Origin of the sequence: Cellvibrio sp. ARAG 10.3 (assembly GCF_051846955.1) — a bacterium.
Classification (GTDB): Bacteria; Pseudomonadota; Gammaproteobacteria; order Pseudomonadales; family Cellvibrionaceae; genus Cellvibrio.
Map to the genome: position 1 here is coordinate 50,052 of NZ_JBPYCU010000022.1, position 12,600 is coordinate 62,651.

Below are 12,600 nucleotides of genomic sequence, written 5' to 3' on the forward strand. Positions count from 1 at the left end.
GAATTGTGGAGCTTATTATCATGCCTGATTATCAACATTCAGCTATTCAGCGTTTGTCATTCCTATCTGCATTATCTTCGGCGCTATTTACACAGCGGCGGCTCGCGGTATTTTTGCTCGTCATATTATTCTTACCCCACGCCAACGCCCAAAACTGGCAACTGATCTGGAGTGACGAATTTAATTACTCCGGCTATCCCAATGGTAATTGGAGCCCGGAAATCTGGAACCCCGGTGTGGTGAATAATGAATTGCAACATTACACCGCCAACCTTGACAACGCTTACGTCTCCAATGGCACGTTAAAAATTAAAGCCGCCGCAGTGTATAACAATTCCACTGGGCAGAATGATTATTACTCAGCGCGGTTGAACTCCACCGCATCCTGGACCTATGGGCGATTTGAAGCACGCATGAAGCTGCCCGGCGGCTGGGGTACCTGGCCGGCGTTCTGGCTGTATCCCGATGATGATTTTCGCTACGGCACCAATCGGGTAACCAATTATGGTTGGCCCAACGCCGGCGAGATCGACATCATGGAGAACGTCGGTTATGACCAGAATGTTATCCATGCCTCGACCCACAGCGCGTGCTGTTTCTGGGCCGTGGGCACCCAGCGTACCGGCACCATCAATGTCGCGGACCCCACAGCAAACTGGCACGTGTATGCCGCCGAATGGTACCCGGATCGCATTGCGTTTTTTGTGGATGGCGTGAATTATTTTACGGTATGGAACGATGGCACCGGTTGGGAATCCTGGCCGTTTAATCACAACTTCCACATTATTTTGAATCTGGCGGTCGGCGGTGATTGGGGCGGTGCGCAGGGCGTTGATCCCAATATCTGGCCACGTATTATGGAAGTGGATTACGTGCGGGTTTATCAACAAAGTGATGCGGCGCCCATTCAGATTGAAGCGGAAAATTTCGCACAGATGTCCGGTGTGCAAACAGAAAACTGTTCAGAAGGCGGACAAAATGTCGGCTGGATTGAAGCCGGCGACTGGATGGTGTGGGACGTAAATATTCCATCATCCGGCAGCTACAACATTCAATACCGTGTCGCCAGCCAGAATGGCGGTGGTTCCATTCAATTCGAGCGCGCCGGCGGCGGCCTGATTTACGGCACTATCGGTGTTCCAAACACCGGTGGCTGGCAAAACTGGACCACCATTTCCCACAACGTGAATTTAACGGCGGGCCAACAGCAGGTGGCAATTTATGCACCGGCAGGTGGCTACAATTTGAATTGGATTCGTATTACGCGGAATTAATATACAACACGGTAGAAGGACATAATGGATAGCAGTTCTTCTACCGCTATTTCACCGCATAACTACACCGTTATTTCCACCAGACTGCACGTCACGGTATAACCCAGTGCGCGCTTGATGGTAGGGTAAATAGCGACAGTCGCTATACACACTCCCAGTTCTATTAATTGCGCTTTATCGAGAGCCTTATTGATGCGTTCACGCAATACCGGATCAACCAGTTGATAAGACGCCACACTGGTAGAAAAATCATAAATATCTTTCAGGTGTTCAGGCAGATTACTGCCACCACTCAATGTTGCTGCAACCCACTTCCGATCCACACCGGCCTCTAACGCCATACGCACATTGAGTTGTACACAATGCCCGCAATCAGCCACCTGCATGGAGGCTAACTTGGCAATCCAGTATGTGTCGGTATCAAGGGTTTCTCGATGTTGGGATAAGGGTTGAAAGTTTGCGAATTTTTCATAACCCGATGGTGAGTGCTGTAAAAATTCGTGCAGATAACCTGCGTCATATTGGTAATGTTCTTCAAAATCTTTTAACTGCTCGGAATAATTTACCTGGGCCATAACCACCTCGTTTAATAGATTGCCAGACGCCGGATCAGCATCCGCCAAGGCAGGAGGCTTTCCGGGATGGCCGTATTATCGCTGCCCGGTTACAGGCCACCAGTTACTTACTATCGGGATTAGCGATAGGTTCAGACAGCGCAACAGGTTCGCTGTAATATTTTCCGTAAAGGCGTCCGGCTTCCCGTGCAAACCATTTGGCTCCAATACCTTGTGGTGTTTTCGTTGACCAAAGCAGGTCTACTCCCAAGCTCCAGGATGTCAGCGCATTATTGATAGTTAACTCAATCAATTTCCCGGTTTTCAGAAATGGGCGTGCTGCTTCGTAGGGTGCATTGACCCAGCCCACCCCCCGGTGGGCCAGCTCCATCGCCTGCAATAGTGAATCACAGGTCCAGATTTGTGCTGATAACTGCCAGCGTTTATGACTGGTGGCCGACGCAGTAATAATTTGTCGATGCTTACCCAGGTCATTCAACGAGACGACATTGGCCTGCGCGAGCGGATGTTCCCGACCAACAAGTATCAACACTTTTTGTTGGCCAAGATTCGTAAAATCAATTTCTTCGGGATAAGCATCGCGGCTGGTGACGAATGCGAAATCGGCTGCGCCATTGGCAACCATGGCAATGATTTCATTGTCAACGGCGGTATTGGATACCACTTGCGTAAAGGGAAAGCGTTCAGCGAATGTTGCCAGCATATCGTTCAGCCTATCAGGCATAACCAACTCTTCGAACGCCAGCCGCAGCTGGCTTTCTTCACCCACCTGATATGAGGCAGCAGCTTGGTGAAAGCGCTTCATCTGGGCCACTACCTGTCGCGCCAGGGGCAACAATAATCCGGCAGCGTCGGTTGCAACCGGATATTTCCCAGTGCGATCAAACAAGCTCAGATTCAGATCCAACTCCAGGTTCTGGATCTGTGTACTCACCACACTTTGCACTTTACCGAGTTCGCGCGCGGCTGCAGAAAACGAACCCTTTTCGCAGGCTGCGATAAATGCGCGTAACTGTTCAATACTGATTTGATCCACGGTATCTTTCATCTATCGCAATCCCAGATAGTAACTCACTCTACTTAGTTGAATGATCGACATAGTATCCACCCTCGAACGTACAATCACTTTGCGGTGGAGAAGAATATGCTGTCGTCACGTCGAATGTTGCCGATTATACTGACAATATTTACCGGTTTTATTGGCTTCAGTTTACCTTTTCCCGTATTCAGTCATTTATTCCTCGCGGTTGATTCAACTTTTCTACCACCAGAAATCGCGTTTGATGAGCGCAAAATCCTGTTGGGCCTCGCGCTTGCATTGTATCCACTTGGCCAGGTACTCAGCGCACCCGGATGGGGTCGTTATTCTGATCGGCGCGGGCGCAAGCCAGCCTTGACCGTGTCGTTAATCGTAGCCAGCACCGGCATGGCGTTGGTTGCGTTCGGCGTATTCTCCAATCATTTGTGGGCCGTGTTGGTGGGAAGACTTATCTCCGGCCTCGGCGAAGGCAATATGGCGATTGCACAAGCAATGGCCAGCAACGATGGTCGCGATCATGAAGCCGGTAATTTTGCCGCACTCTCCATCGCCATGAACGCAGGCTGGATCATCGGTCCGCTACTGGGTGGATTTTTGGGGGACCCAACTGCAACGCCGTTTAGCAGCCCTGCCTTGCCTTTCATCCTGGCGGTTGTGATGTATTTGCTCAACGTTGTCGTGGTCCTTGTGTTTGTTGAGGAACGGCCAAGGCTGCCACCTGGTATTGATAAGCCCCAAGCGTTAAAGATGACGCAGGTTCTTCGCCAACCCAATATGCTGGCGGTGTTAACGCTGACGCTGCTGGCATTTTGGAGTGTATATACCCTGTTCTCGTATTTACCACCCTACCTCGTGCAAGTGTTTGCATCCACAACGGCTGATATCGGTATGTACTGTGCGTTATTAAGTGTGCCATTAATCATTGCCGGACTACTGACAAGTGCGCTGAGTCGCATGCTGGACATAAAGAATTTAACAGCACTTGCACTCCTGCTCATAGCGAGCGGACTGTTATGGCTGACCAACGCAAAATCCATCGCCGGATTGATTTTACCGGTGAGTATAGTGGCTTTCGGAATAGTATTTATTGAGGTCACCAGTGCGCAATTGGTTGCTCGATTAGCTACATCGCAAGATAAAGGCGAGCTAATGGGCATTTACCGCAGTGTTGTGGTGATTGCTGAAGTCGTCGCTACCTTGGCCGCAGGGTATTTAGCCGGTGTGGATGCCGTCACACCGTTTATCGTCGCCAGTATGATGGCAATTTTTTCCCTGTTTTTCCTGCGCCAATTACCGCGTGAAGAGCAAGCCCCAACATGCGAAGCGAATGAATCTTGCGGGTGATTTTTGCATCATGGGCGCTATCGACTTACAATCACGCCTCACAAATTTAATCAAACAGGAGGAAAATTTTATGTTTCTGCCCGATGACATGTACCCTTCGCGCACCGGCGCGGATGAACAAGTCATTCCAAGAAAAGATCCCGTCGTTTATCCCAATCCTTCTCTTTCTGAAAAACCACTCGCAAAAGATTCACTGGATTTCTACGCCGACAATGGTTTTCTGGTGTTGCCAGATTACCTGCCGGAACAGGTTGAACCGCTGCTCGCGGAGATTGAATCACTGAAAAAAAACATGGTGGGTGAAGAGGCACTGGTGAGCGAGCCGGGCAGCCGCGAAGTGCGCACCATCTTCAAACCTTTTCAGTACAGCGATGTGATTCGCAATTTTTTTCGCGACCCGAAAATTCTTGACGTGGCCCGTCAGTTGTTAGGTTCTGATGTGTATATGATGCAGTCGCGCGTCAATATCAAACCGGCTTATACCGGGCGTTCTTTTGCGTGGCATTCAGATTTTGAAACCTGGCACGTAGAGGATGGCATGCCGCGCATGCGTGCAGTGACCGCCTGGATTATGTTGACCGAGAATCATGAGCACAATGGTCCGTTGTATGTTATTCCCGGTTCGCATCAATTGTATGTGTCATGTGCCGGTCAAACCGGAGCGGAAAATTATAAAACGTCATTGAAAGCCCAGAAACTCGGTGTGCCGCAACCCGACACCATGAATGAGATTCTCGCCACGCGCGACATCAAAGCCATCACTGGCAAGCCGGGCACGGTGGTGTTTCATGAATGCAATATTCTGCATGGTTCGCCGGATAATATTTCCAATGATCCGCGCACGATTTTAATGTGCGTGTACAACAGCGTGCTGAATAAACCGGTGGCGCCCTTCGGCGGACTTGAGCCTCGGCCGGATTTTTTAAGTAATCGGGATCAGCGGCCAATTACCTCCCTGGCAGTCTAGGCCGGTTTTACTCGCCCAAACTTTTCACCTGCCATTCCGGCGGTAGCGCGTTTATCAAAAATTCGGTAAACGCGCGCACCTTGGGTGTCAGCTCGTGGCGATCACGCAATACGATGAACAGCTCAAGGGGTTCCGGAATCGCGCGGGCTATACCGGCGGTCTGGCAGGATTCAAATAGCACCTCCAGCTCGCCACGCTCCACATAACGACGCGCAATAAAATCTCCCAGGCGTGCAATACCGGCGCCGTTGGCGGCCAACCGCGCAAGTACATCAATGTCATCGCTCACTGTCGCCACGCGTATCTTCGCATCGAAGGCAACACCATTGCGCGTAAAGCGCCAGTGATAAATTTTTCCGGTGGTGGGCATCCGAAACATCAAACCTGCGTGCCCAGCCAGATCATCGGGGCTTTTGGGTCGCCCCATCCGTGCTAGGTACGCCGGTGACGCACAATACAGGAAGGGAATATTGGCAATGCGACGCGCGACCATCCCGTCTTCCAGCTGTTGCTTGAAACGGATGCTGACATCGACAGCATCGCGAACATGGTCAACGTTGTGATCCGTGGTGAGAATTTCTACCGATACTCGCGGGTAGGTCGCGTTGAACTCAGGTAACAGAGCCGCCAGCACATGGCGACCAAAGGCCGCCGTCGAAGCAATCCGCAGACGGCCCTGGGGTTCACCGGACAATTCACTCACGGCACTGTTCGCCAGCTCCAGTTCATGGACGATATGGCGCACCTTGCTGTAGTACAGCTCGCCGGCTTCGGTTAAACGCAAACTCCGGGTGGTGCGCGTGAGCAAGCGCGCGCCCAACTGATTTTCCAGCCGGGTGATGTTTTGACTCGCCGCTGCCGCACTGATGCCCAGCAGCCGCGCGGCCGCGGCAATACTGCCCGCGTCCACCGTCTTGACGAAGCTGTCGATTCCGCGCAAGTTTTCCATAGAAATTCCAATGAATAGATAAATAGATCCGTAAGTTTAGCTTAATACTGCTTGCAGCCAAACGGCTCTACCGCCAGCGCCTTACGGCGGGTAGATTGAGTCGCACATCTGTTCAAAGGAGTTACTCATGACCCAGCAATCCTTTTCTGCCAGCCGTAAGCTCCATCCGCGTTTTACGTCCGTCGTCTTCGCGTTCTATATGTCCGGTATCATGGCGTTTCTGATCTGTATGGTGGTGACTGCTGCAAACCGGGGCTTCAGCGATCAGTATTTCTTGCAGGTACTTAACGCCTACAAGCTCGCCATGCCGGTCGCCTTTGTGTGCGTGATGATTGTGCGTCCACTGGTGGTGAAGCTGGTGAGCTGGACGGTCCAGCAGGGGTAGCCGGTTAATTAGGTGTACAAGCGGGTTGACCTGCCGATGTAGCCACGGGTACCTTTCGCGCTCATTCATCCGCTCAAGCAGGTTTCCGTGCAACGCTACTGGCAATTTGTCGCCTCGTCCTGGCCGTTATTGGCCTTTGGCTTCGTCAGCATTTTCTGGGGCAATCTGGGGCAGTCATTCTTTATCAGCTGGTACGGTGCCAGCATCCAGGATTCCCTGTCCCTTTCCGCCGGTGCCTACGGCACAGTCTATTCATCAGCAACCTTGCTCAGCAGCCTGGTGATCATGGCCTTTGGCGGCATGATTGATCACTGGCCCCTGCGCCGCTTCGCCACCCTCGCAGCCATCGGTTTGACCGCCGCCTGTGTAGCCTTGGGCGCAGCGAACACACTGCCGATGCTGTTTCTGGGGTTCTTTCTCGTGCGCCTGTGTGGGCAAGGATTATTCCCGCACACGGCGCAAACCACCATGGCGCGTTATTTTGATAACCATCGCGGCAAAGCCTTAAGCATCTCCGCCAGCGGCGTACCGGTCGGTGAGATTGTGCTGCCCTTGCTGGCAGTGGCGCTCATCAGTGCCGTTGGTTGGCGCGAAAGCTGGTGGGTGCTGGCGCTCACCATTCCGCTCATTTATTTGCCGACGATGTATTGGTTACTGCGCCGGGCGCCGATCAACGAGCACGAGGCTCCATTAAGCTCAGCCAGTCCTCATCATCACACCAGCCGTGGACGACGGGAGATGTTGCGCGACTACCGTTTCTGGCTGGCCTTGCCAACGGTGGTTTCGGGCCCCTTTATCCTCACCGGTGTCTTTATTCATCAAGGTTTCATCATCACGCAGAAACAATGGGACCCTTTATGGCTGGCCAGCTGTTTTGTGGTGTACGGGGTTGTGCACTGGGTTAGCTCCATGGCCGCTGGTGTATTGGTGGATCGATTTACCGCGCGCCGCCTGCTGCCGATGATTGTGCTGCCCCTCGCGGGTGCCATGTTCAGCCTCGCATGGCTGGACGGCTCCTGGGTCGCCCTCTTGTTTATGACCTTGCTCGGCATCAACATCGGTATCAGCAGCCCGATCACTGGCGCACTGTGGGCCGAGGTCTACGGCACCGGCAAGCTGGGCTCCATCCGCTCACTGATGACCTCCCTGGGCATGATCGCCACCTCGGCGTCGCCCATTTTGTTTGGTCTGTTGATCGATAACGGCATCCACGCGCAAGCCTTGTTCGGCACCGCCGGGCTCGGCATTGTGTTGGCAGGCCTAGTGGTGTGGTTTTCGTATCCACGTTTAAACGATGAGACATTGCATGAACAACATTAGAAATTTTTTGCTCTGGCCTTTGCTGTTGCTCGGTCATTTATTGGCGGTCAGCCTGCTGGCCTGGCATCTGCTGGCGCAGGTTAATTTTGCTTACCCGCTGGGCTACAAGGTGCTGGATGTCGAACAACATATTCGTCACTTCGGGCCGCTGAATCGCTATAAAAAAGAGTTTGAACAAACTACAAAAGCTGAGCACCTGGATCTGTTTGCGCAGATTACCCGGGCCGTGCAAAACCACGGCGAAGGGCTGGCCGACATTCGTTACCGCCTGCCCAATGGCACCAGCACACCGCTGATGCGTGAAGCCGAAGTCATTCACTTGCAGGATGTGGCGAATCTGATTGATGTGCTTTATTGGGCCGGTCTTATTGGTGGATTGGCGTGGCTCTGTCTGCTTGCTTATGCCTACCGCCAACGCATTCCCTTTCCGGCACTCAAAAAAATCCTGCTGGGTTTTGTTTCAGGGCTGATGTTAATCACCTTGAGCATTTTGCTGATCGGCCCTAAAGCCGTGTTTTATTGGTTGCATGAGCAAATCTTTCCCGATGAGCATGAATGGTTTTTCTTTTATCAGGATTCGTTGATGACCACCTTGATGAAAGCACCGGATTTGTTTGGCTTTATTGCAGTGATTCTGGTGGTGGTGATTATGGTGTTATGGGGATTGTCAGTGTGGGGAATGACAAGACTGCTGAAGTCTGCGGTAATGGGCGAGCCTGCTGTCGTGGCTCGCCCATCGAATAAAAAACTAAAGAAAAAATAATGGCTGTGCGACAACCTGACATCAAGCGCGGGATTTTTTTACCACATCATAAGCCTTCTGAATTTCCTGGGAGCGCTCCGTCGCTTCCTTGATCATATCTTCCGGCATACCCTGCCCGATTAATTTATCCGGGTGATATTGGCTCATCAATTTACGATAGGCTTTTTTGACTTCGGCGTCACTGGCTGTGGGACTAATACCCAGCGCCTCGTAAGCCAGGGCCACTTCATCCGCTCGCGGTGGCTGCTGAGTGCCGGAAAACCGGTCATCGCCACCAAAGGTATTCTGTGCGCGGATCATGCGCAGCAGTTGCTCAAAGATAAACGACGAGAAACCGAGCTTCTCTGCCACCTGCCGCAGAATCTGTTCTTCTTTTTCATGCAGTTCACCATCGGCCATGGCCAGGTTGATCAGGTACACCAGCAGCATCTGGATCAGGTTGGGGCTGCGACTGCTGTGAAATTTAAAATCGCGCAGTACGTTGTCCATATTAAAAATCGGTTCGGCACCCACCTTGAATAACCGAATAGCTTCGCGCTTGTGATCCGCGCTCAGGCCCATTTTTTCCATCAGGGATTCGGTGAGTTTGATCTCCGTTTCTGTGATGCGTCCGTCTGCTTTGGCAATGTGCCCCAGCAGCATAAATAACGTATTGAAGAAGCTCGTTTGTATCGCCTGCAATTCTTCCGGTGAAACATTCAGCGTGCGCTTCAGCGCACGGTCAAACAGATGGCCTATCACCACCCCGATAATGGCCAACAAGGGTCCACCCGCAGCGAAGCCGAGGAGGCCGCCGATAATTTTTCCGATCATAGTCAAACCTTGGGGTTATTCAGTTAAAAATGTCTTTATGAAGCTATCTCAACAATTGGCTGACGGGACTCATGAGCTGCACGACAACATCGAGCACCCCGCCTTATGCCGCGCCCACTCCGGACGTTTGGCAAAATAATGCTGGTTGTGCGGTTGCTCATCGTAGGGGTTGCGCAGCAATGCCAATAAATTCTCCACTTCCGTAAAGTCGCCTTCAGTCGCTTTATCTATCGCTTGCTGCGCCAGGTAATTGCGCAATACATACTTCGGATTGGCAGCATTCATGCGCGCGCGACGTTGTTCATCCGTGGTGCCGTGTTGAATATAATCCTGGATCAGACGCTGGCGATACTGTTGCAACCAGTCTATTAACGGCTGCAACGTCTCCAGCGCAGGCCGTTGATAAAAAGCCTCATCCAAGGGTGTTAACAGCTGTTCTGGCGAGGCTTCACACAGGTCACGTTCCAACTGCAGATCAACCTCTGCCAGACGGCGATAAAAGATTGTCATATCGGTTTCGGTTAATTGCAACACACGGTGTAACTCATCAACCAACTCATTGTCCTGCTCAACAAATTCGCTCAAGCCCAGTTTGTTCGCCATGTCCTTTTGCCAGGTCTGTTGATATTCCTGGCGATAAATATCCAACGCGGCCTGCAAAGGCTCCACATCATTAATCAACGGATAAATCGCGTTGGCCAGTTGAGCCAGATTCCACAGCGCTACCTTGGGTTGATTGCCGAAGCGATAGCGCCGCCCTTGAGCATCGGTAGTGTTGGGTGTCCACTCCGGATCAAACCCTTCCAGCCAACCGTAGGGTCCGTAATCAATTGTGACGCCGAGGATCGACATATTGTCCGTGTTCATCACACCGTGCACAAAACCGACACGCATCCAGTGAGCGATCATCTGCGCAGTGGTGCGGCATATTTCTTCAAACCAGGCGATATAAGTCGCCGGCCCCGGCTCACCCAGATGGGGAAAATCGGCGCGCAGGGTAAAATTCACCAGTTGCTGTAACACATCAAGTTCGTTGCGCGCCGAAAAGATTTCAAAATTACCAAAACGGGTAAAACTGGGCGCAACCCGACACACCACTGCACCCGGCTCCCATTGGGGATTACCGGTGTAAAACATATCGCGCTGTACCTGTTCGCCGGTCAACACCAGACTCAGCGCGCGCGTCGTGGGAACACCCAGGTGAAACATTGCTTCGCTACACAGAAATTCCCGCACGGATGAACGCAGCACCGCCAGGCCATCCGCCGTGCGCGAGTAGGGTGTCGGCCCGGCGCCCTTGAGTTGCAAGGTCCAGTGCTCGCCTTGCTGATTACAAACTTCGCCCAGATTAATCGCACGACCATCGCCCAATTGACCGGCCCAATGGCCGAATTGGTGGCCGCCGTAACAACAGGCATGGGGCTCCATCCCGGGCAATAACCGGTTACCTGCAAATACCTGGGTAAAGTTTTCGGTGCGACACTCTTCAGGGTGCAGCCCCACCAGGCTCGCCACTTCCTGCGCATAGGCCACCAGTTGGGGCTGGCGCACCTGTGTCGGATGTACGCGCGAATAGCAGGCGCCGATAACCTGGCGACGAAAATTTTCATTGACCGGATCAGCCGGCAGCTCACGCACCAGGCGGTTATCGAAACGCAACTGTTCCAGCGTCAATAAGGATGGGGATTCGGAGGGTGGATATGGCGGCATAAGTCAGGCTTCTGTAAAGAAATGAAAAACAGGGCACAGGTGGTGGGTACATTTAGCGCACATCATCAACGCATCCTGCGCTATGAGCACAGCGGCACAGAGGTAAAATCCAATGTGGGGTTAAATTAACGCGGATACAAGCACACGTGCTAAATAAAACCCTGCCGCTGTTCGTTTCGACGCGACTATTTTACAATCGGATGCACCTTCAGTCCCGCCCGGTTCATGGCTGCATTTCAGGATTCACGACTTATTATGTCTACCGTTCTGCCCGAAAATTCCATTGCACGCTGGTTGTTGGTCTTTGTCCTGATCGCCGCCATTTATTTCTTCAGCGGCTTTGTCGTACCGGTACTCGCCGCGTTGATCATCGGTTTCGCCAGTTGGCCCTTGTATGAACGTCTGTTAAATCAGTGCCATCGCAACAACGTCATGGCAGCCACCATTGCCTTGCTCATCATCTTGACAGTGTTGGTTATCCCCATCGCCCTCGCCTTTTCCTATGCCATCGAAGAAATCAAGATTTGGGTGGAGTGGCTGGTGATCGCCAACCGCGAAGGCGCAGCGGCGCCCGAATGGATAGGCGCGCTGCCCGGCGTGGGCGAATGGTTAACGCACTACTGGAATGAAAACCTGGCCAATCCCCACGACCTGGGTGAATTGGTGCAACTCTTCAGTGGCGAACACATCGGCAATATCTACCGCTGGTTGCTCGCACTGAGCGGAAAAGCGTTTGGACTAATCCTGACCTTGCTGTTCATGTTGATCACATTATTTTTTATCTACAAAGACGGCCTGCGATTAATCGCGCAAGTCGACAAAGTAGGCGACCGCATCCTGCCGATTCACTGGCAACGTTTTTCACGTGTCGTGCCTGCGACCGTCAGCTCAACCGTGACCGGTATGGGTTTAATTGCCTTGGGTGAAGGTGTCGTACTCGGCGTTGCCTACGCCATCGCCGGTGTTCCCTCGCCGGTAGCGCTCGGCGTACTCACCGGTTTTCTTGCCCTGGTACCCGGCGGCGCACCACTGGCCTTCACCATGGTGTCCCTTTACCTGGTAGGCTCCGGCGATACGGTTGCCGGTATCGGTTTATTTATCTGGGGCTCGGTGGAATTATTTATCGTTGATAAAACCCTGCGCCCGCGTCTGGTGGGTGGCCCAATCAAACTCCCTTTTCTACCGACGTTTTTTGGTTTGATCGGCGGCGTAAAAACCATGGGTTTTGTCGGCCTCTTTGTCGGCCCCGTATTGATGGCGATTTTGATTGCGATCTGGAAAGAGTGGCTGCACCACATTGATAACAGCTCACGCTCAGAAGAAGATTTATAATTTTTTAAACTGTTAGACACACATCTCTTGATGGCCGCACAGAGCAGAATGGCGGAGAGACCTGCGGGACCGTCACCGGCAGGGATGCCGGTGTCGAGCCTACAGGGATGTATTCACGGCGTGTCCCGC

General features: G+C 52.4%; 12 protein-coding genes. 7 read left to right on the forward strand and 5 right to left on the reverse strand.

The genetic code is table 11. The features are described 5' to 3' along the window. The first annotated feature begins 20 nt into the window (after positions 1-20). Positions 21-1,274, forward strand: coding sequence for a carbohydrate-binding protein (locus tag ACSV5M_RS19645; RefSeq protein ID WP_439178328.1), 1,254 nt, complete (start codon positions 21-23; stop codon positions 1,272-1,274). A 62-nt stretch (positions 1,275-1,336) separates the two neighbouring features. Here ACSV5M_RS19645 and ACSV5M_RS19650 read toward each other — a convergent pair whose 3' ends face one another. Beyond that, complete coding sequence (locus ACSV5M_RS19650) at positions 1,337-1,849, reverse strand: carboxymuconolactone decarboxylase family protein (protein WP_439178329.1); 513 nt, start codon at positions 1,847-1,849, stop codon at positions 1,337-1,339. 103 nt (positions 1,850-1,952) lie between these two features. Then, entirely contained in the window at positions 1,953-2,897 is a 945-nt protein-coding gene (locus tag ACSV5M_RS19655) for a LysR family transcriptional regulator (RefSeq protein ID WP_439178330.1), read from the reverse strand. 96 nt (positions 2,898-2,993) lie between these two features. Here ACSV5M_RS19655 and ACSV5M_RS19660 point away from each other — a divergent pair, with 96 nt between their 5' ends. Both ACSV5M_RS19660 and ACSV5M_RS19665 read left to right on the forward strand, forming a co-directional pair. Continuing rightward, a complete protein-coding gene (locus ACSV5M_RS19660) occupies positions 2,994-4,232 on the forward strand; it encodes an MFS transporter (RefSeq protein WP_439178332.1) in 1,239 nt (412 codons plus the stop codon). 70 nt (positions 4,233-4,302) lie between these two features. Further along, positions 4,303-5,199 (forward strand): phytanoyl-CoA dioxygenase family protein, encoded by an 897-nt coding sequence (locus ACSV5M_RS19665; RefSeq protein WP_439178333.1) that lies wholly within the window; start codon positions 4,303-4,305, stop codon positions 5,197-5,199. 7 nt (positions 5,200-5,206) lie between these two features. Here ACSV5M_RS19665 and ACSV5M_RS19670 read toward each other — a convergent pair whose 3' ends face one another. Next, complete coding sequence (locus tag ACSV5M_RS19670) at positions 5,207-6,148, reverse strand: LysR substrate-binding domain-containing protein (protein WP_439178335.1); 942 nt, start codon at positions 6,146-6,148, stop codon at positions 5,207-5,209. Between the two features lie 127 nt (positions 6,149-6,275). Here ACSV5M_RS19670 and ACSV5M_RS19675 point away from each other — a divergent pair, with 127 nt between their 5' ends. From ACSV5M_RS19675 to ACSV5M_RS19685, 3 genes are all read left to right on the forward strand, one after another. Next, the gene (locus ACSV5M_RS19675; RefSeq protein WP_439178336.1) at positions 6,276-6,533 is read left to right on the forward strand and encodes a DUF2798 domain-containing protein; all 258 of its coding nucleotides are present in this window, start codon (positions 6,276-6,278) and stop codon (positions 6,531-6,533) included. Positions 6,534-6,620: 87 nt separating this feature from the next. After that, positions 6,621-7,853 (forward strand): MFS transporter, encoded by a 1,233-nt coding sequence (locus tag ACSV5M_RS19680; RefSeq protein ID WP_439178337.1) that lies wholly within the window; start codon positions 6,621-6,623, stop codon positions 7,851-7,853. Further along, positions 7,840-8,616, forward strand: a complete 777-nt coding sequence (locus ACSV5M_RS19685; RefSeq protein ID WP_439178338.1) for a lipoprotein intramolecular transacylase Lit — start codon at positions 7,840-7,842, stop codon at positions 8,614-8,616. The genes ACSV5M_RS19680 and ACSV5M_RS19685 overlap by 14 nt, the downstream gene beginning before the upstream one ends. 21 nt (positions 8,617-8,637) lie before the next feature. On the opposite strand, the gene djlA is transcribed toward ACSV5M_RS19685, so the two are convergent. Further along, positions 8,638-9,429 carry a co-chaperone DjlA gene (gene djlA / locus ACSV5M_RS19690; RefSeq protein ID WP_439178340.1) on the reverse strand — a complete coding sequence of 264 codons (792 nt, stop codon included), beginning with the start codon at positions 9,427-9,429 and terminating at the stop codon, positions 8,638-8,640. A 69-nt stretch (positions 9,430-9,498) separates the two neighbouring features. Next, positions 9,499-11,139 carry a protein adenylyltransferase SelO gene (locus ACSV5M_RS19695; protein WP_439178341.1) on the reverse strand — a complete coding sequence of 547 codons (1,641 nt, stop codon included), beginning with the start codon at positions 11,137-11,139 and terminating at the stop codon, positions 9,499-9,501. Positions 11,140-11,394: 255 nt separating this feature from the next. On the opposite strand from ACSV5M_RS19695, the gene ACSV5M_RS19700 reads away from it, so the two are divergent. Continuing rightward, on the forward strand, positions 11,395-12,471 hold the full coding sequence (locus tag ACSV5M_RS19700; RefSeq protein ID WP_439178342.1) for an AI-2E family transporter: 1,077 nt from the start codon (positions 11,395-11,397) through the stop codon (positions 12,469-12,471). Positions 12,472-12,600: the final 129 nt, after the last annotated feature.